Origin of the sequence: Nocardioides sp. 1609 (assembly GCF_004522105.1) — a bacterium.
Lineage (GTDB): Bacteria > Actinomycetota > Actinomycetes > Propionibacteriales > Nocardioidaceae > Nocardioides.
On sequence record NZ_SPUJ01000005.1, the window covers coordinates 52,005 to 75,924 of the forward strand.

Below are 23,920 nucleotides of genomic sequence, written 5' to 3' on the forward strand. Positions count from 1 at the left end.
CCGTGCTCAGCAGAGCGGGGCCAGGTCCGTCCGTGTCATCGCCGGAGCGGTGACGGGAAGCACGCCGGGCCGGTCGAGCGAGTAGTGGCGCACCCAGTCGGCCTGCATCCGCGAGCGCGCCATCGTCGCGCCGCGCACCGCCTGCATCCGCAGCCGCGGGCGGTAGACCACCCCGGTCAGCGCCTCGGGACGCCGCTCGGTGTGCACCACCTTGGTGTCCACGAACCACGACACGTGGTCGGGCGCGACCTCGATCGCGTAGGTGTGGAAGTAGCCGATCCGCAGGTCGAGGTCGGCGCCGAAGGTGAACGCCGTGTCGGCGTCGACGCCGATGCTGCCGACGGCCCGGGCGTCGTCCTGGGCCCACGACGCGATCACGATCCGCTGGTCGCGGCCGCCGGGGCACCCGGTCGGCTGCACCGGCACCAGCTCCCAGAAGAACCGGTACGGCGTCCCCGCGTCGTACCGCTTGGCCCGGACCCGCGTCTCCCAGCGGCCGTAGGCGGCGGCGGTGTCGGTGGCGGTGACGCTCACCGTGCCGGTGTGCGCCCGGGCGTCCATCGTGATCTGGCCCTGCTGCTCGCGCACCCGCTTCGGCCGGCTCACCCTCCACTGCGGACGCAGCGCACCGCCCGACTCGAACTCGTCGCGCCACGTCTCCGCACCCCAGCGGAAGACCTTGGCGGCGTTCGTCGGCCGGGGGTAGGTGTAGCCGCCGGCGCCGACGAAGGAGTCGTCGTCGGCGGGCGGCGGGTCACCCGGGCCGGCCTGCGACGGGGCGCCGCCCGGGACGACGAGCAGGGCCAGCAGGCAGGCCAGGGCGACGAGACGGCGACGGGCCGGCCGGTGGGGAGGGAGCACGCGGGACCACCTTCGTGGGGGATCGGGTCGAAGTGCCCGAGACGGACACTCCACGTGAGGGGTATCGGGCGTTACGGTGGCCGACATGAGCACCATTCCCGGGTCGGCCCGTCCGCGCAAGAAGGTCCTCGCGATCGTCCTCGCCGGGGGTGAGGGCAAGCGACTGATGCCGCTCACCGCCGACCGGGCGAAGCCGGCGGTGCCGTTCGCCGGCATCTACCGGCTCATCGACTACGCCCTCTCCAACGTCGTCAACTCGGGCTACCTGCAGATCGTGGTGCTCACGCAGTACAAGTCGCACAGCCTCGACCGCCACGTCACCCAGACCTGGCGGATGTCGACGATGCTCGGCAACTACGTCACCCCGGTGCCCGCGCAGCAGCGCGTCGGCAAGCACTGGTACCTCGGCAGCGGCGACGCGATCTTCCAGTCGCTGAACCTCATCAAGGACGAGAAGCCCGACATCGTGGTCGTCGTCGGCGCCGACCACGTCTACCGGATGGACTTCTCCCAGATGGTCGCCCAGCACATCGACAGCGGCGCCGCCTGCACGGTGGCCGCGATCCGGCAGCCGATCGGGCTGGCCGACCAGTTCGGCGTCATCGACGTCGTCCCGGACGACCCGTCGCGGATCCGCGAGTTCCTCGAGAAGCCGAAGGACCCGACCGGGCTGCCCGACAGCCCCGGCGAGGTGCTGGCCTCGATGGGCAACTACGTCTTCGACGCCGACGCGCTGGTCGAGGCCGTCACCCGCGACGCGTCCACCGACGGGTCGAAGCACGACATGGGCGGCGACATCGTGCCCTCGTTCGTGCGCCGCGACCAGGCCGGCGTCTACGACTACCAGGACAACGTCGTCCCCGGTGCCACCGAGCGCGACCGTGGCTACTGGCGCGACGTCGGGACGCTCGGCTCCTACTACGCCGCCCACATGGACGTCGTCTCGCCGCTGCCGGTCTTCAACCTCTACAACTTCGACTGGCCGATCTACACCTCCTACGGCCCGCAGCCGCCGGTCAAGATCGTCCAGGGCGCCGACGGCACCCCGGCCCGCACCGACGAGGCCGTGCTCTCGCCCGGCGTCGTCGTCAGCGGCGGCACCGTCACCCGCTCGGTCCTCTCGCCCGCCGTCCGGGTGCTCGGCGGCGCGCAGGTCGACGGCTCGGTGCTCCTCAACGGCGTGCACGTGGGCGAGGGTGCCGTCGTCCGCAACGCGATCCTCGACAAGAACGTCGTCGTCCCGCCCGGCGCCCGGATCGGTGTGGACCGCGAGGAGGACGCCGCCCGTGGCTTCGTGGTCGAGGACGGGTTGACCGTGCTCGGCAAGGACCAGGCCTTCCCGCACTGACCCGACCTCGCACGGGTCAGCCGGCCGCGACCCCCGCGGCCCGGGCCGGCTCGGCGTACGCCGCGGCGAGCGACTCGACCGTCTCGTGCGCGTTGAGGCCGCTCGGGTTGGGCACCACCCAGAGCGCGGCACCCTCGAACGGCTCCGGCTGGCGCCCCGGCGTCGCCCTCGGGACCCCGAACGCCGTCCGGTAGGCGGTGATGCCGGCGATCGCGACGACGGCGGGGTGGGCGCGACGGACCAGGTCGGCGAGCTCGGCGCCGCCGGCTCGCAGCTCCTCGGAGGTCAGGTCGGACGCCTTCGCCGTGGCCCGGCGCACGACGTTCGTGATGCCGATCCCGCGGGACCGGAGGTGGTCGCGGTCGGCGTCGGTCATCCCGGCCGCGGGGTCGATCCGCCGGTCGACGACGCCACCGCGGAGCAGTGCGGGGTAGAAGCGGTTGCCGGGGTGGGCGAAGTGCGTCGCGGTGGCGGCGGTCCACAGGCCGGGGTTGATCCCGACGAAGAGCAGCCGCAGCGGCGTCCCGTGGGCGGGGAGCAGATCGGGTACCTCGGCGTCACGGAACGACTCGAGCTCGGCGCGGGTGAATCCCATCCGGCCAGCCTGCCGGAACCCTCGGCGCGGCAGTAACGTCGGACCACCATGCGACGACGTCTCGGCCCTGCCCTCCTGCTCGGCGTGCTCCTCTGCCCGGTCCTCACGAGCTGCGGCAGCGACGACGCCGGCACCGACACGACCGACCCCGCTCCGTCTGAGCAGACGACCAGCACCGCCACGAGCGAGCCCACCGGCGGGCCCACCAGGCCCGGCAGCGAGCCCTCCGGCGGGCCCGAGGTCGTCGAGGTGCTGCACGCCACCGCCGCCGGCGGCGCGAGCACCGAGCAGTTCGTGCGGGTCGACGACGAGCCGGAGCTCGCCGACTTCGTCGCGCAGTTCTCCGACGACGCATTCGCCGAGGAGGTGCGGGTCTCGGTGGCGGGCGTGGCGGCCGGGCCGGGGACGGCCTACGCCGCGGTGGCGGCGATCGGCTGCGACGTCCCGCCGGTCGACGTGGCGACGACGGCCGAGGACGTGTACCTCGTCGTGGTCGCCAAGGTCCCCGGCCCGGACGTGGAGTGCTTCGCGCCGGTGACGACCGTCGCCGTCATGACCGTCGGAGGGTGAGTCACCCGGGCTCAGCGCGGACGGCGGTAGCTGACCTCGACGACGTTCGCGACCCTGCGGGCGACCCCGTCGGAGGGTGAGTTCACGATCCCGACCCCCAGTCCGGTGCGGCGCGCGAGCAGGGTGCTCGACCCGCCGCCGTCCAGGTTGAGGGCCTCGTCGGCGCCGAGCCGGGCCATCGCGTCGGCCAGCTCGAACATCGTGTAGCCCCGGCTCGAGGCCTGCCGGCCGTCGACCACGAGCAGCAGGATCGTCCCGGTGTCGCGGTCGATCCCGATGGCGGTCCGCGGGTGCAGCTCGCGGTCGTCGAGCGCCTCGACCACGCCGTCGCGCATCAGGAACGCGTTGCCGGTGATCGCCATCCGCGGCCGGCCCTCGACCTCGGAGACGATGCTCGCCCGGCTGCCGACCTCCAGCGCGCGCAGCTGCCGGGCGCCCTGGCCGCGACCGACCAGCACCGGGCCGGTGATGTCGACGCCGCGCGGCAGCCGGCGGTCGTTGCTCACGACCCGGCCCCGGACGACGCGCACGACGCGCACCCCGCGCCGGCTCTCGTCGGTCACCCGTGCCCCCGCGGCCCGGCCCCAGGCCCGGGTGTAGACCCCGATGCTGTCGACGGGCACGTTCGGGGCGTTGAGGGTGGCGATCTCGATCCCGGGGTGCTGTCGGACCCGGGTGACGACCTCGCGTCGTCCGATGTCGGGGGTGCCGTCGCGGCCGATCGTGAACGCCGAGTTCCAGCCGACCCGTCGGCCGTGGAGCAGCCCGCGGGTGCGCTCGACACCGATGCCGATCGGGGCGCCGGTGTCGTGGATGTCGAAGAAGTCGCCGTTGACGGCGCCGACGACGCGGCGGTCGCGGGCGGCGATCTCGGGCACGGTCGCGGTGGCGCGCACCCGGCCGGCGTTGCCGTAGTCGAGCGACACCCCGGGGCGGCGCCACTGCACGGTCAGCAGGTGGGCGCGGATCCGCCCGCGGGCGGTGTCCTCCTCCCACTGCGACAGGTGGACGCCGGGCGCGACCCACTGTCGGGTCGGCTCGGCGAGCGGACCCTGGCCCCGCAGCCGCGGCGGGAGCCAGCGGGCGACCGGGCCGACCACCCCGTCGCTCGTCTGGGGAGGGCGGGTGCCGTCGCGGTCAGCCGCGACCCGTGGTCCCGGAGCGGCGTCCGCTGCCGGCGCGGACACCATGACCGGTGCCAGGAGCGCGAGCAGGCCGACGAGCAGGGCGACGAGCGGGCCGGCGAGCACGGTCGGGGGCAGTGCCGGGCGAGGAGTCGGGCGAGAAGGCGGGCGGGATGTCGGGCGGGACGTCGGGTGGGGGGAGCGCACGGCTCCGAGGGTAGAAGAGTCGGAGGGTCATCTGCAGGGGATCGCGCCCAGCGCGGCGAGCCCCTCGACGTCACCGGGTCCGTAGCCGGCCCGGGTGACGCCGTCCGGGTACATCAGCTCGCCGGTGTCGTCGACGTGGTCGAGGCCCACGAGGTGGCCGAGCTCGTGGAGCAGCAGCGCCACCTGGAGGTCATCGCCGTCGCTGGTCCGCTCGAGGCGGTCGGTCGTGTCGCTGTCGAGGATGACCGAGCCGGTGACGTAGGCGCGGTGGCTGCCGAGCTGCGCCATCGTCGGTCCGCCGAGACCGGCGACGTCGTCGGCGAGCTCGCCGACCTCGTCCTCGTCGGCCCAGCCGATGAGCACCGGCTCGGGATCGCCACCGGTGGTGCCCCGGTCGTCGAAGTCGCGGTCCTCGGTGGTGCCCCGGTCGTCGAAGCGCAGCCCGGTCCGCTCGCTCACCTCGGCGACCGCCCGGTCGACGTAGCGCTGCCAGTCGTCGGGCGCCTGCTCGGGGTTGACGACGTAGGGGATCACGCGGCAGGGGCTGAACCCCACGGGCCGGTCGCTGCCCGGCTGGGTGTTGAGGAAGGCGTGGGCCCCGGTCGCCCCGGCCTCGACGGGCGGCATCACCCGGTCCTCGGCACCGATCAGCGAGCGCACGCGGGTGCTGATCGGGCTGTTGCCGAAGGTGACGTAGGCACCGACCGCGACCAGGGTGAGCACGAGCGAGACGATGGTGATCGTCCGGTCGCGCTCACGGGGACGGGTCATGTCGTCCATGATGGCGCGGTGGACGAAGCGGCGCGGGCACCGGTCTGGAACCGGTTCGTCGAGGGCGACAACATCGACGTCCTGGCCGGCCTCCCCGACGGCAGCGTCGACCTGGTGTGCACCGACCCGCCGTACAACACCGGCAACGACTTCGCCTACGCCGACGACGTCCGGGGCAGCGACGGCCGGCGCGACGGCCGGCACACCGCGTGGACCACGATGATGCGGCCCCGCCTGGTCGAGGTCCGTCGGGTGCTGGCGCCGACCGGCGCGCTCTACGTGTCGATCGACGACCACGAGGTCGCCCACCTGCGGCTGCTGCTGGACGAGGTGTTCGGCGAGGCCCAGTTCCTCGCGCAGGTCGTGGTCAACCTGAACCCGAAGGGCCGCCAGCTCGGACGGGGGTTCGCGACCTCGCACGAGTACCTGCTCGTCTACGCCCGGGACGCCGCCCGCTGCGTGCTCGACGCCTCCACCACCGACACCGTCGACCCGGCCGACTTCCCCCGCACCGACGGCGACGGCCGCCGGTTCCGGCACCTCCCGCTGCGCAACACGAACAAGAAGTTCAACCCCGTCACCGCGCGGACCCTGCACTTCCCGGTGTGGGGTGACCCGGTCTCGGGGCGGGTCGCGACGGCGTCGTTCGCCGGCGCGGTCGAGGTGCTGCCGGTCTTCGGCGACGGGACGCCGGCGGTGTGGCGCTGGAGCCGTCCGCGCATCGACGAGCGCCCCGACGACCTCGTGTGTCGCACGATCCGCGGACGGTCGGGGGAGCGGGTCGACGTCTTCCAGCGCGACTGGCTGCACGAGGGCAGGCGCAAGAAGCTGCGCACGATCTGGCTGGCCGAGGAGGTCGGCTCCACCGACACCGCCGTGGCCGAGCTCAAGGCGCTGGTCGGCCACCTCTTCGAGTCGCCCAAGCCGACCGGGCTGGTCCGGCGGGTCCTCGCGACGATGCCGTCCGACGTCCGGGTGCTCGACCCGTTCGCCGGCAGCGGCACCACCGGCCACGCGGTCGCCCTCGCGAACGCCGAGGACGGCGGCACCCGCACCTGCCTGTCGATCAACCGGGGCGAGCCGACCCGCCCCGGCTCCAACGCCGCCCTCGCCGGTCACGCCACCGTCGCCGACGTCACCCGGGCCCGGCTCCGCGCGGTCGCGGACACCGTCGGCGGCGGGTACCGCGAGGGCGCGTCGTAGAGGACGTGCCGGTCGGGGCCGGGCGGTTCGCGCACCTCCCGTCGTCCACGAGGTCAGTGACGCCAGCGGGCCGCGAGGTGCTCGTCGAGGAGCGCGTGGGCGCCGGCGACGGTGATCACGTCGCCGAGCAGGTGGAAGGCGAGGCCGTCGAGGAGCACGTGCAGCCGGGTCGTCTCGGCGTCGAGGTCGAGGCCACGACGCAGGTGGCCGTCGCGGTGGGCGAGGTCGAGCAGCGTGCGGCAGCCGCTGCGGACCGCGCCGTCGGGGCCGGCCCGGACGTGGCTGAGCTCGGGGTGGCCGGCCGCCTCGGCGGCCAGCGCGAGGTGGATCTGCATCTCGAGGCGACGCTCCTCGTCGAGGGGCAGCATCTCGCCGAGCAGGGCGACCACGTCGGCGCGCGAGGCGAGCACCGGTGCGTGCGCCTGGAACCGCGCGGTCGCACGCTCGACGACGAGGTCCATCGCCGCCGCGAGCATCAGCCCCTTGCTGGGCAGCACGTGGCGCAGCGAACCGGCCGAGACGCCGGCCTCGGCGGCGACGGTGCGCACCGACACCGCCCCGACGCCGTCGCGGACGATCACCCGCCAGACCGCCTCGGCGAGCTCGGCCCGGCGGGCGGCGTGGTCGATGAGGCGCGGCACGCGGCCATGGTAGTACGACCGTGCTAATCTCGGTGGTGGCACAGACGTACTAGCACCAGGAGGTCGCGTGATCGCCGCCGTCATCGTCACCTGCGAGATCGGGTTCTGGGTCGTCCTCGGCCTCGGGATGCTGCTGCGCTACCCGCTCGGTCGCGCCCGGGCCGGCGCCGTCGTCCTGGCGTGCGTGCCGCTCGTCGACGTCGTCCTGCTCGCGGCGGCCGCCGTCGACCTCGGGCGAGGGGCTCAGATGTCGGCCATGCACGCGCTGGCCGCGGCCTACCTCGGCTTCAGCCTGGCCTTCGGTCCCAGCATGGTGCGGTGGGCCGACGTCCGGTTCGCGCACCGCTTCGCGGGCGGGCCGCCGCCCGCCGCCGCACCACCCGCCGGCTCGCCCGAGCGTCGCGCCGCGACCTGGGCCGAGTGGTTCCGGGTCGTGCTCGCCGCCGTCGTCGCCTCGGTCGTGCTCGCTCTGCTGGCCCTCGTCGCGGACCCCGACCAGCGCGGCTCCGTGCTCGCCTCGGCCGCACCGCTGTGGGTGGTCACCGGCTTCTGGCTCCTCCTCGGGCCCCTCTGGGAGGAGGGCTCCCGGCGCCCGCGCCGGGACGTCGGTCCGGGAGCAGCCCGTCGAGCACCAGCCGCAACGGGGGCCACCGGTCGCGACCGCGGCGCGTGACGGCGTAGGTGCGCAGGGTGATCGCCGGCTCGTCGAGCGGCAGCACCGTCACGCCGGGTCGCGAGGGCCACGCCGTCGGGAGCAGGCCCACGCCCAGCCCCGCCCCGACCAGCACCTCGACGAGGTCGAGGCTGTCGATCTGGTGCTCGATGCGCGGCGTGAAGCCGGCCATCGAGGCCAGCGTGCGGACGGCGTCCTCGTCGGCGGTGTTGCGCGAGTTGGTGATCCACGGGTGCCCGGCGTACGCCGCGACCACGTCGACCGCGCTCGTGCCCGGCGCCGGCCGCCGGTCCCCGGCCGGCACCGCGAGCCCCCAGGACGTCGTCCAGAGGTCGTGGACGTCGACGTCGACCGGCCACGCCGCGGGCGCCAGGGTGTAGTCGTAGACGAGGGCGAGGTCGACGTCGTCGCGGGCCAGGAGACCGAAGGCCTCGAGCGGCTCGAACTCGTCGATGCGCACCCGGACGTCGGGGTGGGTCCCGGCGATCGCGGCGACCACCGGGAGCAACGAGCGGCGCACGGCGCTGGCGAACCCCGCGACCCGGACCGTGCCGGCCGGCTCGGCGTCCGGGTCGAGGTCGCGGCGGGCGGCATCGACGGCGGCGAGGATGCCGACCGCGTGGTCGGCCAGGCGCCGGCCCGCGGCGGTGAGCCGGACCCGGCGGCCGTCGGGCTCGAGCAGCGGCGTGCCCGCGTCGCGGGCCAGCGCGGCGATCTGCTGGGAGACCGTGGACGTCGTCAGGCCGAGCTCGTCGGCGACCTCGCGCATCGAGCCGAGGCGGGAGAGCTCGAGCAGCAGCCGCAGCCGGCGGACGTCCATGCTTTGATTGTCCGTCGATCATGAACGACGTGTCCACCATTCACGCGTGGACGCGAACTGTTGCAGGGGTTCATCGTGGTCGTCGTGACCACCCTCGCCCCCACGACCTCGACCCACGGCGCCCGCACCGGCACGTCGTTCGCGGTCGTGTCCATGCTCTGCGTGCAGCTGGGGCTGGCGGTCTCCGTCGGCCTTCTCGACCACCTCGGCACGCAGGGGACGGCGTGGTTGCGCCTGACCTGGGCGGCCGTGATCCTGCTGCTGGTCGTGCGGCCGCGCCGGGTCCAGTTCAGCGCCGCGGCGCTGCGCTCGTGCGTGCTGCTCGGCGTGGCCACCGGCGGCGTGACGATGCTCTTCATGGAGGCGGTGGCCCGGCTCCCGCTCGGCACCGCCAGCGCCCTGGAGTTCCTCGGTCCGCTGGGCGTCGCGGTCCTGCGCGGGCGTGGCGCCAGGATCGTCTGGCCGGCGCTCGCCGCGGCCGGGGTCCTGCTGCTCACCGAGCCGTGGAGCGGGGGAGCCGACCCGGTCGGGGTCGCCTTCGCACTCGGTGCCGCCGCCTGCTGGGCGGCCTACATCCTGCTGACCCAGCGCGCCGGCGACCAGGTCGAGGGGCTGACCGCGCTCGCGGTCTCGATGCCGGTCGCCGCGCTCACCGCGACGGCGTTCGGTGGGGCCTCGGTCGTCGCCGACCTGACCCCTGAGCTCGTCCTGGCCGGGCTGGGGCTGGCGGTGCTGCTGCCCGTCGTCCCGTTCGCGCTCGAGCTGCTCGCGCTGCGCCGGCTCACGACCGCGGCGTTCGGCACCCTGATGGCGCTCGAGCCCGCGTTCGCGCTGCTCATCGGGTTCGTCGCCCTGCACCAGGTGCCCGGCTGGCTCGCGGTCCTCGGTGTCGGGTTCGTGGTCGCCGCGGGGGTGGGTGCCGAGCGCACCGGCGCCCGCGAGGTCGTCACAACCCTGCCGCCGTCTCCAGGTTCCTGAGCTCGTCGTCGAGGTGGCCGAGCAGCCGCTGCAGGTGCGGGACCGTGCGGCGGCAGCCGGTCAGGCCGAAGGCCATGTTGCCGTCGTAGGACGTGCAGGTGATGTTGAGCGCCATCCCGTTGATCGGGATCGACAGCGGGTACGAGCCGAGCAGCTGCGCGCCGTTCCAGTAGTGCGTCGAGCGCGGGCCGGGCACGTTGCTGATGATGAGGTTGTACGGCGGGCGCACGATGCCCTGCAGCCGCAGCATCGGCGTGAGGATGGCCGGCGCCTGGCCGATCGCGCTCATGGCGAGGATCTGCACCGGCGTCATCGACGACAGCGCCTCCTTGCCGTCCTTCATCGAGCGGTGGATGGCGCCGAGCCGGCGCGCCGGGTCGGCCTGGTCGGTGGCGAGCTGGACCATGACGGCGCCGACGGCGTTGCCGCCCTCGGCGGAGGCGACCTGCGACTGCTTGGCGTTCAGGCCGACCGGCACCATCGCGACCAGCGGGGCGTCGGGGAGGGCGTCGAGCTCGAGGAGGTAGGTGCGCATCGCGCCCGAGCACATGGCCATCACGACGTCGTTGATCGTGGTGCCCGTCGACCTGCCGATCGCACGGAGCCGCTCGATCGGCCAGTCCTGCGCGGCGAAGCGGCGCGAGCCGGTGATGCTCTGGTTGAAGATGGTGCGCGGGGCGTGCAGCGACAGCGCCGACGTCTCGTTGCGGAGTCCCTTGCGGATCGTCTTCACCAGCGCGCCCGGCATGCCGGCGGCCTCGGCGGTGATGCCCATCGCCGAGCGCAGCGCCGTCATCGTGACCTCGGAGATCCCGCCGTCGTCGGTGACGGCCGGCCCCGGCCCGCGGCTGCTCGGGCGGGCGCCCCACGGCGGCGGCATGTCGCGCTGGTCGGGGTCGGTGCTGAGCACGCTGGCGAGCAGCCGCATCGCGGAGACGCCGTCGAGGAGCGCGTGGTGCGACTTGGTGTACATCGCGACCCGGCCGTCGCGCAGGCCCTCGATCACGTGGGACTCCCACAGCGGGCGCTCCCACGCGAGGCGGGTGCTGTGCAGCCGTGAGCACAGCTCGAGCAGCTCGCGCACCCGGCCGGGCCTCGGCAGCGCGCTGTGGCGGACGTGGTGCTCGATGTCGAACTGCTCGTCGGGCTTCCAGACGAGCTGGCCGCCGGTGCGCACCGAGCGGTGCGGGTGCTTGAGGAAGAGCGGGGCCATCTCCTCGGGGCTGCTCATCGCCTGGAACATCTCGCGGACGTAGTTGCGTCCGGCGCCGTCGGGCTTCCTGAACAGCTGCAGACCGCCGACGTGCATGGGCATGTTGCGGTTCTCGGCGAGCAGGAACCCGGTAGCGGTCGGGTCGATCGGCGTGGCCACGGCGGGGCCCCCTCTGGAGTTGTGCGTCGGCTTCTCCCGCCGATCCTCGCGCGCTGTGACGGCCTCCACAAGCGCCCACGGGTGGGTGCGGGTTCTCCCTCGACCTGCGGCCGAGGGGTTGTGCCCCCCGGTGCCGGCGCCCAGGGTCGAGGGGCACCCACCGCCTCGGACACCTCGGGAGATCCCTCATGCCTCGTCGTCTCGTGCTCACCGGACTCGGCGCGTGCGCGGTCTGGGTCGGCCTCCTCGCCGCCCCGGACGCCGCTCACGCGGAGGACTACTCGGCGCCGCTCGCCGACGCGGTGGCCTCGCTCCCCGTCGCCACCGAGGACCGGACCGGCTACGACCGCGACGCCTTCCAGCACTGGGTCGACGAGGACGGCGACGGCTGCGACACCCGGGACGAGGTGCTCATCGCGGAGGCCGACGACCCGGTCACCGTGGGCAGCGGCTGCGCGCTGAGCGGCGGGCGCTGGTTCTCCTACTACGACGGCGTCTCGCAGTCCGCGGCCGGCGACCTCGACATCGACCACATGGTGCCGCTGGCCGAGGCCTGGGACTCCGGCGCCTCCGACTGGACCGCGGCCGAGCGTCGGTCCTACGCCAACGACCTCGGCGACCCGCGGTCGCTCGTCGGCGTCACCGCGGGGGAGAACCGTTCCAAGAGCGACCAGGACGTCGCCGAGTGGACGCCCGGCCGGGAGCAGTGCCGCTACCTGAGGGAGTTCGTCGCGGTGAAGGTCCGGTGGGGCCTGTCGGTCGACGGCGCGGAGCAGTCGGCGATGTCGTCGCTGGCCTCCGGGTGCAGCGGCACCGTCACGGTCACGCTCGCGCGCTGAACCGGGGGCCGGGCTGGACGATCGGGCCGGGCCGGGGCGGTGGTGATGACCACTTCTCGTGCACAGGCCGGGGGTCGGCCGGGTTCTCCACAGGCCCGCGCACGACGGGCCGCGACCGTCCCCCCGCGCGCCTAGCGTCCCTCGCACTGCCGGAACCCGCCGGCACTCGACCCCTCGGGGGACCCATGAAGAAGTCCGTCACGCACCTCGTCGTCCTGCCCCTCCTCGTGCTCGCGCTGCTCGGCGGTGCCGCCGGCCTCGCGCTCGCGGGCCCGTCGTCGGGCCCGTCGTCGAGCCCGCCGGCACGGGGGGCCAGACCCGTCGTCGTCGACGTCACCGGCGATGCCGCCAACGGCTTCGAGATCAGCTACGCCGACGGGTCGCAGGCGTTCCCGCCGACCGACTCCGAGTCGATGGCCGAGTGCGGCGAGTACGACACGCTGCGCCAGCGGGTGCGGTGCCGCACCGAGGTCCGCACCTGGTACCGCGACCTCGGCGACCTGCAGCGGTCGCTGGCCTGGGTGCGCGAGCACGGGTAGCCGGGCCGCGTCCGGCACCGCCGGTGCGTCGGCGGACCGTGGCAGCATCGGCGCATGGTCACCACGGGCACGCCGGGCACCCCGGCCCGCTGGGTGCTGCACGTCGACCTCGACCAGTTCCTGGCTGCGGTCGAGGTGCTGCGCCGGCCCGAGCTCGCCGGGCTGCCCGTGGTCGTCGGGGGTCGCGGCGACCCGACCGAGCGGGCCGTCGTCTCGACCGCCTCCTACGAGGCGCGCGAGCACGGCGTCCGGTCGGGGATGCCGTTGCGGCTGGCCCACCGCAAGATCCCCGACGCCGTCTTCCTGCCCGTCGACTTCCCGGTCTACGAGGCGGCGTCGGCGGTCGTGATGGCCACCCTGCGCGCCCTGCTGTGGGACGGTGACCCCGTCGACGTCGAGGTGCTCGGCTGGGACGAGGCGTTCGTCGGCCTCCGCCCGGGTGCGCCCGAGCGCCCGCGCGACCCGCAGGCCTTCGCCGAGCAGGCCCGGGCCGAGGTCCTCGCCGCCACCGGGCTGCACTGCTCGGTCGGCATCGGCAACAACAAGCTGCAGGCCAAGATCGCCACCGACTTCGGTAAGCCGCGCGGGGTCCACACGATCACCGACGACACCTGGTTCCCCCAGATGGGGCACCGGCCGACCCGGGCGCTGTGGGGCGTCGGCGCCAAGATCGAGAAGCGGCTCGCCGCTCTCGGGATCGACACCGTCGTCCAGCTCGCGACCTCCGACGTCCGGGTGCTCGCCGCCGAGATCGGGCCGACGATGGGGCCCTGGTACCACCGCCTCGGCCGCGGCGTCGACACCGGGACGGTCGACCCGACGCCCTGGGTGGCCCGCGCCCACGGGCGGGAGGAGACCTTCCAGACCGACCTCGACGACGACGCCGCCATCGAGGCCGAGGTCCGCCGGATCACCCGCCGGGTGGTCGCCGACATCGACGCCGAGGGTCGGCCGGCGTGGCGGGTCGGCCTCAAGGTCCGCGACCGCGCGTTCCAGACCGTCAACCGCAGCCGCAAGCTGGCCGAGCCGACCAACGACCCCGACGCGCTCGCAGACGCCGTGGTGGCGCTGCTCGCGAAGGTCGAGCGGAGGCGACCGGTGCGGCTGCTCGGCGTCCGGCTGGAGATGGTCGAGCCGGAGGGCGGCTACCCGCGCTGAACGGCGGAGCGGCCGGTGCGCACGATCACAGCGACTCCTTCAGCTCCCTGACCACCGAGTCGACGACGGCGACGAGGTCGTCACCGGTCCGCGCGGCGACCGCGCGCTGGCGCTGGTACGACGCGCCGCCGGCCACGAGGGCGGCGACCGAGGCGAGCTCGTCGGTGCACCCGAGCCGCTCGGCGGTCGGGGCCAGCCGCTCCAGCAGGTCGGCGAGGTCGTCGGTCACGAGCCGCTCGGTGCAGTCGGCGTCCAGGATCACGATCGCGTCGAGGCCGTAGCGCGCCGCGCGCCACTTGTTCTCCTGCACGTGCCACGGCGGCATCGTCGGCAGCGTCTCGCCGGCGGCCATCCGGGTGTCGAGGTCGACGACCAGGCAGTGCATCAGCGCGGTCAGCGCGCCGAGGTCGCCGAGGGAGGAGACGCCGTCGCAGATCCGGTTCTCCAGGGTGCCGAGGTGCGCGGCCGGCCGCAGGTCCCAGCGGATCTCGGAGAGGTCGTCGATCACCCCGGTCGTCATCTGGTCGGCGGCGAAGGCCTCGAACTCCTCCCACGTGGCGAACTGGAAGGGCAGCCCGGCGGTGGGCAGCTGCTGGAACATCAGCGCCCGGTTGGAGGCGTAGCCGGTGTCGATGCCGCCCCACACCGGCGAGGACGCCGACAGCGCCTGCAGGTGCGGGTAGTACCGCAGCAGCGCGGAGAGGACCGGCATCACCCGGGTCCGCTCCGGGAGGCCGACGTGCACGTGGACGCCCCAGATGAGCATCTGGCGGCCCCACCACTGGGTGCGCTTCATCAGCTCCTCGTAGCGGTGCCCGGCGCTGAGCTGCTGGCCGGACCACGACGCGAACGGGTGCGTGCCCGCGCCGTACAGGTCGAGGTCGAGGTCGTCGCACGCCGGCAGCACGCCGGCGAGCGTGCGCCGCAGGTCGCTCATCGCCTCGCCGGTCGTGTGGCAGACCCCGGTGACCAGCTCGACGGTGTTGCGGAGCAGCTCCTGGTGCAGCCGGTCGGGGTGCGGAAGCCGGGGCCGGGCCCGGGCGAAGAGGTGCGAGGCGTCGTTGCGCAGGTCGCGAGAACGCCGGTCGACCAGGGCGAGCTCCCACTCGACGCCGAGCGTGTACTCCGGCGACGGGGTGAAGTCGATGCGCACCCGACCAGCGTTCCACACCGCGCCCGGGCCGGCGTGACGGACGTCGCCCGGGTGCCGGCTTGGGCGCGCGCCGGTCGTGGGTCACCATCGAGGGATGGTCGAGCCGGAACTCCCCGCCACGCAGCTGATCCCGCTGCCGAACCGACTCGCGCTCACCCTCGACTTCTGCCTGCGGCTCGGCGAGATCCTGCTCTCGTCGGGCGCCGGGGCCGCCGACGTGACGGTGACGATGCTCTCGGTCGCCCGGGCGCTCGGCGCGGCCGAGGCCGAGGCCGACATCACCTTCACCCTGATCACGATGAGCCACCAGACCAGCCCCGACGAGGCGCCGCTGATCGCCCGACGTCAGGTCACCCAACGAGTCACCGACTACCAGGACCTGACGAACGTCGACCACCTGGTGCGCGGGGTCGTCGCGGGCCGGATCGGCCTGCGCGAGGGTCGCGCCGAGCTCAGCCGGATCACCTCCACCGGTCACGACCGGCACCGCTGGTCGGTCACGGCGGGCTGGGGCGTGATGTCGGCGGGCGTCGCCATCCTCCTCGGCGGCGGACCGGTCGTCGTCCTCGTCGCCGCCCTGGCCGCGCTCCTCATCGACCGGCTGCAGCTGCGCATCGCCCGCCGCCGGCTGCCCACCTTCTACGCCCAGGTCGCCGGCGGCGGCACCGCGGCCCTGGTGGCGGTCGCGGCCCGGGTGCTCGACGAGCGGTTCGACCTCGGGCTGGACGTGTCGTTCGTGATCACCGCCAACATCGTCATGCTGCTGGCCGGCGTCGGCTTCATGGGCGCGATCCAGGACGCGCTGACCGGCTTCTACATCACCGCCGGCGCGCGGATCACCGAGGCGGTGCTGTCGACGACCGGCATCATCGCCGGCGTCAGCGGCGGCCTCAGCGTCGCCAGTGCGTTCGGGGTCGACCTGCCGACGGTGGAGCCCGGAGCCACCGGCATCCAGGGCATCGGGATGGCCGCGCTCGGCGGCGGGATCGCCGCGGCCGCGTTCGCGTTCTCGTCGTACTCGCCTAAGCGGGTGCTGGCCCCGATCGCGGTGGTCTCGGCGGTCGCCGTGACGATCTCGTCCTCGATCGAGGAGCCCGGGCTGGGCCGCACCTGGGCGGTCGCGGTGGCGGCGTTGTTCGTCGGACTCGTCGGGTACGCCGTCGCCAAGCGCCTGCACGTGCCGCCGCTCATCGTCGTGGTCTCGTGCGTCGTCCCGATGCTGCCCGGCATCGCGATCTACCGCGGCCTCTCGCTCCTCGGCGAGGGCAGCCGTCGTGACACCTCGCTCGGCCTGGTCGCCATCATCGGCGCGGCCTCCGTGGCGCTGGCGATCGCCGCCGGGGTGATCCTCGGCGAGTACCTCGCCCAGCCGCTGGGCCGCGAGGTCCGGCGCGTCGAGGACCGTCTGGTCGGCCCCCGGCTCGTCGGCCCTACCAGCCTGCTCGGCCGGCGAGCCGGTCGAGCCATCGATCGGCGGACCCGCCGTCGAACGGAGGGTGCTCCCGACGGACCTGCGCCAGCACCCACGCGCAGGACTCCTCCGCAGCGGTGACGACCTCCGCCGGGTAGCCGTGGGAGAGCTGGTGCTCGGCGAACTCGTCCTCGTCGTCGACGTACACGACTCCCTCGGCGGTGCGGACGACGTCGAGGTCGAGGTCGACGGCGCGCACCACCGCGCCGTCCCAGCGCGGGACGGTGGTGATGTCGACGTACGTCGCGATGCGGAAGCCCGGGGCGTGGAAGGTGGCCAACCAGCCGGCGTCCGGAGGCACCAGACCGACCTGGTCGGTGGCGGCCACGAAGGTAGCGCCCGGTCGCGACATCGTCGTGCCGGTGCGGATGCCGATCCAGTCGCCGTGCTCGTCGGAGCCGAGGTGGCGCGCGTCGAAGGACCAGTGCGGCCGGTCGACCCACTTGGTCATCTCGACGCGGACGGCGTCACCGGGGTGCACGGCCATGGTCAGACGATGGTCGCCTTGTCGGGCACGACCTTCTTCGACGCGCGCGCGACGATGTCCTGGTAGCGCGAACCGGTGAGCTTGGCGAGGTGGTGCAGGGCGTGGGCGTCGATGCCGACGAGCACGCGGGCCTGGTTCCGCTCGATGCCGCGCACGATGACCGCCGCGGCCTTCTCGGGCGTCATCCGGGCCAGCTTCTTGTCGAACAGCCTCGCCGAGGCGTCGCCGTCCTCCTTCGCGGAGTACCGCGCGTTGCGGGCGATCGCGGTCTTGATGCCGCCCGGGTGGACGGCGGTGACGCCGACCGGGTGACCCGCGACCAGCATCTCCTCGCGCAGCGCCTCGGTCATCCCGCGCACGGCGTACTTGGAGGCGTTGTACATCGACTGGCCGGGCATCGAGATCAGCCCGAACAGCGACGACAGGTTGACGACGTGCCCGTCGCCGCTGGCGATGAGGTGGGGGAGGAACTCCTTGGTGCCGTGCACGACGCCCCAGAAGTTGATCCCCATGATCCAGTCCATGTCGCCGTACTCGAGGTCGGTGAGGTCACCGGCCAGCGCGACGCCGGCGTTGTTGACCACGACGTTGACCCGGCCGAGGTCCTGGACGACGTCGAGGGCGTAGCGCGCGAACGCGTCGCGGTCGGCGACGTCGAGGCGGTCGCTGCGGACCCGGGTGACGCCGGCCGCCTCGACCAGGCGGACGGTCTCGGCGAGGCCGGCCTCGTCGACGTCCGAGAGGGCGAGCAGGGAGCCCTTCGCCGCGGTGTGCAGCGCGAGGGCCCGACCGATGCCGGAGCCGGCGCCGGTGATGACGACGACCTTGTCGTGGAGGGTCTTCATGGCCCCGACGGTAGTGGCGCTATTGAACAATCGTCAATAGAGTGGGGGCGTGACCGGAGGCACGGAGGATCGCACCGCGCGGAGCAGGACGTCGAGGACCCGGCTCACGCCGGCCGAGCGGCGCTCCCAGCTGCTCGACCTCGGCGTCAAGCTGCTCGCGCACCGCTCGCTCGACGAGCTCAGCATCGAGGTCCTCGCCGAGGAGGCCGGCATCTCCCGCGGCCTGCTCTACCACTACTTCGGCAACAAGCACGCCTTCCACGAGGCGGTCGTCCGGCGCGCGGCCGACGACCTCATCGCGCAGACCGCGCCCCCGCCGGCGGGCGACCCGCTCGAGCGGCTCGCGACGTCGATGGCGGCGTACCTCGCCTACGTGGAGGCCAACTACGAGGGCTACCTGTCGCTGGTCAAGGGCGCCCAGGGCGGCAACGAGACGCTGCGCGCGATCTACGACGAGGCCCGCGCGGCCCTCACGGACCGGATCTTCGTCGAGGACCAGGCCGGCGGGGGCGCCGCGCTCCTCCCCGACACCCCGGCCACCCGGTTGCTGGTGCGCGGCTGGTCGGCGATGGCCGAGGACGTCGTGCTGTCGTGGGTCGCCGCGCCCACCGACGTCACCCGCGACGAGCTGCTGCACCTGCTCGCCACCTCGCTGCCCGCCCTCGTCGCCGCCGCCCCCGCTGACGCCGCCCCACGCAGACGCTGACCCGTCGCCCATAGGTGACGGGTCGGCGAGGATGTGGCGCTGACCCGTCGCCCATAGGTGACGGGTCGGCGAGGATGTGGCGCTGACCCGTCACCTATAGGTGACGGGTCAGCGAGGGCCTAGGTGGTGAGGTCGTAGACGGTGACGCCGTCGACGGTCTGGGCGGGGTAGGTCGCGGCCACCCACGTGGCGATCTCCGAGTCGCCTCCCGCGCCGCCACCGCCGAACCCGCCACCACCGAACCCGCCACCGCCGACCCCACCGCCCCCCGCGCCGCCGAGGCCACCGCCGCCGGCGATGAAGTAGTGGATCCGGCCGTCGGCGACGTACTGCTGGAACTCCGCGAGGGTCGGGCTCGGGTCGCTGCCGTTGAAGCCGCCGATCGGCATCACCGACTGCTCGGTGGCCAGCTGGTAGCCGGCGGCGGAGTTGGCGCCGACGGTCGCGGCGACCCAGTCGTAGGAGTCGGCGTCGGCGAGGAGCAGCGCGGTCAGGGTGTCGGTCGACGTCGAGCCGTCGAGCAGCCCGCCGACGCCCGTGCCGCCCGTGCCGCCCGTGCCGCCGGGGCCGCCGCCCGGGCCGCCCGCGCCCCGTCCGCCAGCGGACGACGGCCCGGCCGAGGGGATCGAGCCGGTGTGCGGCGTGGCCGCGGTGCTGACGGCGTACGCCGTGGGTCCGGCCAGGCCGGCGACGAGCGTCACCGCGGCGACCCCGGCCGCGACCGCGGCGGGGAGGTGGCGGACGCCGACGACCAGCAGCGCGGCCGCGAACCCGAGGACGACGACCGCCCACCGCAGCCACGGCTGGAAGTCGGGGGTGCGGTCGAGCAGCACGAACGCCCAGGCCGAGGTGAGCGCGACGGTGAAGCCGAGGACGGCGCTCGCCACGAGCGACTCGCGCCGCTGCCACAGCGCCCAGGCGCCGAGCGCGACGCACGCGGCGATCGCCGGGGCCAGCGCGACGGTGTAGTAGGCGTGGTAGATCCCGGCCATGAAGCTGAACGTCGCCGCGGTGACGACGAGCCACCCGAGGACCAGCGACGTGGCGACCCGCACCGCGCGCGGCCCCACCCACAGGGCGCCGACGCCGAGCACCAGCGCGGCCGGGAGCAGCCACGCGACCTGCCCGCCGTTCTCGGTCCCGAGCAGGCGGAACAGTCCGGTCGAGCCCCAGCCGCCCCCGCCGCCGACCGAGCCGGCCTCGTCGCCGGTGAGCCGACCGAAGCCGTTGTAGCCGAAGGTGAGCTCCAGGAAGTCGTTGGTCTGCGAACCGCCGACGTAGGGCCGCGAGCCGGCCGGCCACAGCTCGACCAGCGCGACCCACCACCCGGCGGCGACGACCATCGCGCCGCAGGCGGCGAGCAGGTGCACGATCCGGCGCCGCCACGGCACCACCGCGAAGACGGCGTAGGTGACGGCGAACGCCGGCAGCACCAGGAACGCCTGCAGGGTCTTGGTGAGGAACGCCAGGCCGAGCAGCGTGCCGCCGAGGACCAGCCACCGCAGCGCTCGCTCCCGGCCGTCCCCGCTACCGGCGGCGTCGGAGCCGAGCGCCCGCTGGACGGCGTACGCGGCGCCGAGCACGAGCAGGGTGAGCAGCGCGTCCGGGTTGTTGAACCGGAACACGAGGACGGCGACCGGCGTGGTCGCCAGTGCCAGCCCGGCCAGCAGGCCGGCCCACGCGCTGCCGGTCGCCCGCCGCACCAGCGCGACCAGGACGGCGACCGACGCGACGCCCATCAACGCCTGTGGCACCAGGACGGCCCACGACGAGAGCCCGAAGACCCGCACCGACAGCGCCATCGGCCACAGCGACAGCGGGGGCTTGTCGACCGTGATCGACCCGGCGGCGTCCGAGGCGCCGAAGAGGAACGCCTTCCACGACTCCGAGCCGGCCTGGGCGGCCGCCGAGTAGAAGGAGTTCGCCCACCCGGAGGCGCCGAGGCCCCACAGGTAGAGCACGGCGGTGCCGAGCAGGAGGACGACGTACGCCGCCCGCTCCGGTGGGACCCGGCGTCGTTCGCGCGGCGGGACGGCGGGAGGAGGCGTCGGCTCGGAGGTGGGCTCGAGCGCGCGGTCGGCGGCGTACGTCGTCATGACGGCGACGATCGTCGGGCCGGCTGGGACCGGACCGGGCCCTCCCTGTCAGGCGCCTGTGAGTGCTCCGCGCGCGGGTGGCCGCGAGAGGTCGTACAGGGTGACGCCGTCGACCACGCGGGGCTCGAAGCGGCGGGCGACCCAGCGGTCGATGCGCAGCGCGTCGTCGCTGCCGGTGCGGGTGACCGGCCCCGGCTCGCCGGCGTCGGTCTCGCGCACGAGGGTGCCGCCGCCGGCGATGTAGTAGTGGATCCGGCCGGTGCGGACCAGCTGGCGGAAGTCGCGGGCGGCGGGGCTCGGGTCGGTGCCGTTGAACCCTCCGACCGGCATCACCGGTCGGCCGGTGGCGAGCTGGAAGCCGGCGGCGCTGTTGGCCCCGGTGACGGCGGCCACCCACGTGTAGGCCTCCGCGTCGTCCAGCAGGACGGCGGTCAGCTCGCGGGAGGACCGGCTCACCGTCAGGAGGTCGCCGACCGTCGCCGACCCGGGTCGGGCGGTCGCTGCCGTCGCCGGCGTGCCGGCGCGCGGGGGACCTGCGTGGGGGACGGCGCCGCTGTGCGGCTGCAGCACCGTCTCCACCGAGTAGGCCGCCGGCGCCGCGAGGGCCGCGGTCAGCGCGACCGTCGCCGACACCGCGCCCAGGGGGAGTCCGCGCCCGCGCGCGACGACGGCCAGGACGACGGCGGCCGAGACCGCGGCGACGACCAGCCACGGCAGCCACGGCTGCCAGTCCCGACGCGGCCACAGGACCACGAGGGCCATCGCACCGGTCGCGGCCAGGGTCACACCCCACACGCGCGTCGCGGCCGCCGACGTCCGCTGCTCCCACACGACGTGGGCGCCGATCCCGACGAGCGAGGTCACGGCCGGGACGAGGGCGACCGTGTAGTAGTCGTGGAAGATCCCGTTCATCAGGCTGAACACGAGCCAGGTGACCAGGGTCCAGGTGAGCCACAGCGCGAGGGCCGGACGGCGCCGGTCGTCGGTGCCGCGGGTCATCACCAGGCCGGCGATCCCGAGGACGACGGCGGCCGGGAGCAGCCAGGCGACCTGGCTGCCGGTGCCGGGGTCGAGCAGGCGCAGCAGCGAGCTGGTGCCCCACCCGCCGGGCCCGCGGACGGCGCCGGTCTGGTCGCCGGTGAGCCGGCCCACCCCGTTGTACCCGAGCACCAGCTCGAGCACGGAGTTGCTCTGCGAGCCGCCGATGTAGGGCCGGGACGACGCGGGCCACAGGTCGACCGCCACGATCCACCAGGAGCCGCTCACGACCGCGGCACCGGCCGCGGCGAGCAGGTGGAGCAGCCGACGGCGCCACGGCACGACCGCGAAGACGGCGTAGGTCGCCGCGAGCGCCGGGAGCACCAGGAAGGCCTGGAGCATCTTGGTGAGGAAGGCCAGCCCGACCAGGGAGCCGGCCAGGACGAGCCAGGGGAGCGCGCGGTGCCCCGGCGCCGTGCCGTCCCGGGTGCGGTCGATCGCCCGCAGGGTCGCGACCGCGGACCCGGTGAGCAGCAGGACCAGGAGGCTGTCGGGGTTGTTGTAGCGGAACATCAGGACGGCCACGGGGGTCAGTGCGAACGCCGTGCCGGCCAGCACCGCCGCCCCCGGTGAGCCCGTCGCGCGGCGTACCCCGGCATGGACGACGGCGACCGTGGCCACGCCCAGCAGCACCTGGGGCACCAGGATGCTCCACGTCGACAGTCCGAAGAGCCGGACCGAGAGCGCCATCGGCCACACCGCCAGCGGCGGCTTGTCGACGGTGATCGAACCCGCGGCGTCGAAGGAGCCGAAGAAGAACGCCGTCCACGACTGCGCCCCGGCCTGCGCGGCCGCGGAGTAGTAGGCGTTGGCCCACCCCGACGAGCCGAGGCCCCACAGGTAGAGCGCGGCGGTGGCGGTCAGCAGGACGGCGAGGGGCGGGACCCGCCGCAACCGACCCGGGATCGCGAGCATGTCGCCATCCTGTGCCGCGGCGAGGTGCGTCTCCCACCGCGCGCGACATCCTTCACCGCGCCGTCCGCCGATGTTCCACCAGCAGCCCTCAACGTTCGCGCGAGCGTCGACCGCCACGGGTGGCGCGGCCGACGGTGCCCGGGCTCAGGCTCCGGAGACGACCGCCGCGAGCTGGTCGAGGCCCCAGGCGAGGTCGGCCTCGGAGACGACGAGCGGGGGTGCGAGCCGGATCGTGGAGCCGTGGGTGTCCTTGGCCAGGACGCCGCGGGCCATCAGCGCCTCGCAGACCTCGCGGCCGGTGCCGACCGCCGGGTCGACGTCGACGCCGGCCCACAGGCCGCGCACCCGGACGCCGACCACGCCGTGGCCGACCATCGCCTCGAGGCGCTCGCGCAGCATCTCGCCGAGCTCGGCCGAGCGGCGCTGGAAGTCGCCGGTGGCGAGCAGGTCGACGACGGCGGAGCCGACCGCGCAGGCCAGCGCGTTGCCGCCGAACGTCGAGCCGTGCTGCCCGGGCCTGAGCACGCCGAGGACGTCGCGGTCGGCGACGACGGCCGACACCGGGACGATGCCGCCGCCGAGCGCCTTGCCGAGCACGTAGAGGTCGGGGACGACGTCCTCGTGGTCGCACGCGAAGGTGCGGCCGGTCCGGCCGAGACCGGCCTGGATCTCGTCGGCGGCGAGGAGCACGTTCTCCCGGGTGCAGGCCTCGCGGATGCCACCGAGGTAGCCGGCCGGCGGGATCACGACGCCGCCCTCACCCTGGATCGGCTCGACGAGCACGCCGACCGTGCGGGGCGTGATCGCGGCCTCGAGGGCCGCGAGGTCGCCGTACGGGACGGTCACGAAGCCGGGCGCGAACGGGCCGAAGCCGTCGCGGGCGTCGGGGTCGTCGGAGAAGCCGACGATGGTCGTGGTGCGGCCGTGGAAGTTGCCGCTGGCGACGATGATCTCGGCCTGGTCGGCCGCGACGCCCTTGACCTCGTAGCCCCACTTGCGCATCACCTTCAGGGCGGTCTCGACCGCCTCGGCGCCGGTGTTCATCGGCAGCACGAGGTCCTTGCCGCACAGGTCGCCGAGCTTGGCGGTGAAGTCGGCGAACTGGTCGTGCACGAAGGCGCGGCTGGTGAGGGTGAGCTTGTCGAGCTGGGCGTGCGCGGTCTCCAGGAGGCGCGGGTGCGAGTGGCCGAAGTTCAGCGCGGAGTAGCCGGCGAGGAGGTCGAGGTAGCGGCGGCCGTCGACGTCGGTCATCCAGGCGCCCTCGGCGTGGGCGACCACGACGGGCAGCGGGTGGTAGTTGTGGGCCGTGCGGGCCTCGGCCCGGGTGAACTCGGTGCCGGCGGTCTGCTCGGTCCGCCCGGTCTGCTGGCTCTGCTCGGTCAGCGACGCGCTCAATGGTCACTCCTCTCCTCGGGGTCACAGCCCACGGTAGGGGCTCACCCCAAGATTGTCAGACAATTCTTGCGCGGACGAATCCGGGACCGGCTCAACGTCACCACCCGGACCTGCG

The 23,920-nt window shown here is 74.2% G+C and carries 21 protein-coding genes and 1 pseudogene; 9 read left to right on the top strand and 13 right to left on the bottom strand.

Features of this window, described 5'->3' with window-relative positions; genetic code table 11:
* Positions 1–6: 6 nt before the first annotated feature.
* A complete protein-coding gene (locus E4623_RS14100) occupies positions 7–861 on the bottom strand; it encodes a family 16 glycosylhydrolase (protein WP_167736646.1) in 855 nt (284 codons plus the stop codon).
* Between the two features lie 85 nt (positions 862–946).
* On the opposite strand from E4623_RS14100, the gene E4623_RS14105 reads away from it, so the two are divergent.
* The gene (locus tag E4623_RS14105; RefSeq protein WP_134767202.1) at positions 947–2,209 is read left to right on the top strand and encodes a glucose-1-phosphate adenylyltransferase; all 1,263 of its coding nucleotides are present in this window, start codon (positions 947–949) and stop codon (positions 2,207–2,209) included.
* A gap of 16 nt (positions 2,210–2,225) precedes the next feature.
* Here E4623_RS14105 and E4623_RS14110 read toward each other — a convergent pair whose 3' ends face one another.
* On the bottom strand, positions 2,226–2,804 hold the full coding sequence (locus E4623_RS14110; RefSeq protein WP_134767203.1) for a mismatch-specific DNA-glycosylase: 579 nt from the start codon (positions 2,802–2,804) through the stop codon (positions 2,226–2,228).
* Between the two features lie 48 nt (positions 2,805–2,852).
* On the opposite strand from E4623_RS14110, the gene E4623_RS14115 reads away from it, so the two are divergent.
* Positions 2,853–3,374, top strand: coding sequence for a hypothetical protein (locus E4623_RS14115; RefSeq protein WP_134767204.1), 522 nt, complete (start codon positions 2,853–2,855; stop codon positions 3,372–3,374).
* A gap of 11 nt (positions 3,375–3,385) precedes the next feature.
* On the opposite strand, the gene E4623_RS14120 is transcribed toward E4623_RS14115, so the two are convergent.
* Positions 3,386–4,705 (bottom strand): phosphodiester glycosidase family protein, encoded by a 1,320-nt coding sequence (locus tag E4623_RS14120; RefSeq protein WP_134767205.1) that lies wholly within the window; start codon positions 4,703–4,705, stop codon positions 3,386–3,388.
* 27 nt (positions 4,706–4,732) lie between these two features.
* Positions 4,733–5,476 carry a matrixin family metalloprotease gene (locus E4623_RS14125; protein ID WP_167736647.1) on the bottom strand — a complete coding sequence of 248 codons (744 nt, stop codon included), beginning with the start codon at positions 5,474–5,476 and terminating at the stop codon, positions 4,733–4,735.
* An 18-nt stretch (positions 5,477–5,494) separates the two neighbouring features.
* On the opposite strand from E4623_RS14125, the gene E4623_RS14130 reads away from it, so the two are divergent.
* Positions 5,495–6,679 (top strand): site-specific DNA-methyltransferase, encoded by a 1,185-nt coding sequence (locus E4623_RS14130; protein ID WP_134767207.1) that lies wholly within the window; start codon positions 5,495–5,497, stop codon positions 6,677–6,679.
* Positions 6,680–6,732: 53 nt separating this feature from the next.
* Here E4623_RS14130 and E4623_RS14135 read toward each other — a convergent pair whose 3' ends face one another.
* A complete protein-coding gene (locus E4623_RS14135) occupies positions 6,733–7,320 on the bottom strand; it encodes a TetR family transcriptional regulator C-terminal domain-containing protein (protein WP_134767208.1) in 588 nt (195 codons plus the stop codon).
* A 539-nt stretch (positions 7,321–7,859) separates the two neighbouring features.
* Complete coding sequence (locus tag E4623_RS14145; protein ID WP_134767209.1) at positions 7,860–8,813, bottom strand: LysR substrate-binding domain-containing protein; 954 nt, start codon at positions 8,811–8,813, stop codon at positions 7,860–7,862.
* 84 nt (positions 8,814–8,897) lie between these two features.
* On the opposite strand from E4623_RS14145, the gene E4623_RS14150 reads away from it, so the two are divergent.
* Positions 8,898–9,791 (top strand): EamA family transporter, encoded by an 894-nt coding sequence (locus tag E4623_RS14150; protein WP_245155078.1) that lies wholly within the window; start codon positions 8,898–8,900, stop codon positions 9,789–9,791.
* Here the strand turns inward: E4623_RS14150 and E4623_RS14155 are convergent.
* Positions 9,760–11,163, bottom strand: a complete 1,404-nt coding sequence (locus tag E4623_RS14155) for a wax ester/triacylglycerol synthase family O-acyltransferase (RefSeq protein ID WP_134767210.1) — start codon at positions 11,161–11,163, stop codon at positions 9,760–9,762. The two genes, E4623_RS14150 and E4623_RS14155, sit on opposite strands and share 32 nt — an antisense overlap.
* A gap of 188 nt (positions 11,164–11,351) precedes the next feature.
* Here E4623_RS14155 and E4623_RS14160 point away from each other — a divergent pair, with 188 nt between their 5' ends.
* The 3 genes from E4623_RS14160 to E4623_RS14170 all read left to right on the top strand — a co-directional run bounded on the left by E4623_RS14160 (position 11,352) and on the right by E4623_RS14170 (position 13,699).
* Positions 11,352–12,002, top strand: a complete 651-nt coding sequence (locus E4623_RS14160) for an HNH endonuclease family protein (RefSeq protein ID WP_134767211.1) — start codon at positions 11,352–11,354, stop codon at positions 12,000–12,002.
* 185 nt (positions 12,003–12,187) lie between these two features.
* Positions 12,188–12,541 (top strand): hypothetical protein, encoded by a 354-nt coding sequence (locus E4623_RS14165; protein ID WP_134767212.1) that lies wholly within the window; start codon positions 12,188–12,190, stop codon positions 12,539–12,541.
* A gap of 54 nt (positions 12,542–12,595) precedes the next feature.
* Positions 12,596–13,699 carry a DNA polymerase IV gene (locus E4623_RS14170; protein ID WP_134767213.1) on the top strand — a complete coding sequence of 368 codons (1,104 nt, stop codon included), beginning with the start codon at positions 12,596–12,598 and terminating at the stop codon, positions 13,697–13,699.
* 25 nt (positions 13,700–13,724) lie between these two features.
* Here E4623_RS14170 and E4623_RS14175 read toward each other — a convergent pair whose 3' ends face one another.
* Complete coding sequence (locus E4623_RS14175) at positions 13,725–14,852, bottom strand: glutamate--cysteine ligase (RefSeq protein WP_134767214.1); 1,128 nt, start codon at positions 14,850–14,852, stop codon at positions 13,725–13,727.
* Positions 14,853–14,946: 94 nt separating this feature from the next.
* Between E4623_RS14175 and E4623_RS14180 the strand changes: the two genes are divergently transcribed.
* Complete coding sequence (locus tag E4623_RS14180; protein WP_134767215.1) at positions 14,947–16,404, top strand: threonine/serine exporter family protein; 1,458 nt, start codon at positions 14,947–14,949, stop codon at positions 16,402–16,404.
* Between the two features lie 52 nt (positions 16,405–16,456).
* Here E4623_RS14180 and E4623_RS23440 read toward each other — a convergent pair.
* Positions 16,457–16,810 (bottom strand): annotated as a pseudogene (locus E4623_RS23440) (DUF402 domain-containing protein); the annotation flags it as partial.
* Between the two features lie 2 nt (positions 16,811–16,812).
* A complete protein-coding gene (locus tag E4623_RS14190; RefSeq protein ID WP_134767217.1) occupies positions 16,813–17,655 on the bottom strand; it encodes an SDR family NAD(P)-dependent oxidoreductase in 843 nt (280 codons plus the stop codon).
* A 49-nt stretch (positions 17,656–17,704) separates the two neighbouring features.
* Between E4623_RS14190 and E4623_RS14195 the strand changes: the two genes are divergently transcribed.
* On the top strand, positions 17,705–18,361 hold the full coding sequence (locus E4623_RS14195) for a TetR/AcrR family transcriptional regulator (protein WP_134767218.1): 657 nt from the start codon (positions 17,705–17,707) through the stop codon (positions 18,359–18,361).
* A 119-nt stretch (positions 18,362–18,480) separates the two neighbouring features.
* On the opposite strand, the gene E4623_RS23355 is transcribed toward E4623_RS14195, so the two are convergent.
* The 3 genes from E4623_RS23355 to rocD form a co-directional block, all read right to left on the bottom strand.
* Positions 18,481–20,457 (bottom strand): glycosyltransferase family 39 protein, encoded by a 1,977-nt coding sequence (locus E4623_RS23355; RefSeq protein WP_134767219.1) that lies wholly within the window; start codon positions 20,455–20,457, stop codon positions 18,481–18,483.
* A gap of 48 nt (positions 20,458–20,505) precedes the next feature.
* The gene (locus tag E4623_RS14205) at positions 20,506–22,410 is read right to left on the bottom strand and encodes a glycosyltransferase family 39 protein (RefSeq protein ID WP_134767220.1); all 1,905 of its coding nucleotides are present in this window, start codon (positions 22,408–22,410) and stop codon (positions 20,506–20,508) included.
* 144 nt (positions 22,411–22,554) lie between these two features.
* Positions 22,555–23,805 carry an ornithine--oxo-acid transaminase gene (gene rocD, locus E4623_RS14210; RefSeq protein WP_280633659.1) on the bottom strand — a complete coding sequence of 417 codons (1,251 nt, stop codon included), beginning with the start codon at positions 23,803–23,805 and terminating at the stop codon, positions 22,555–22,557.
* Positions 23,806–23,920 lie beyond the last annotated feature (115 nt).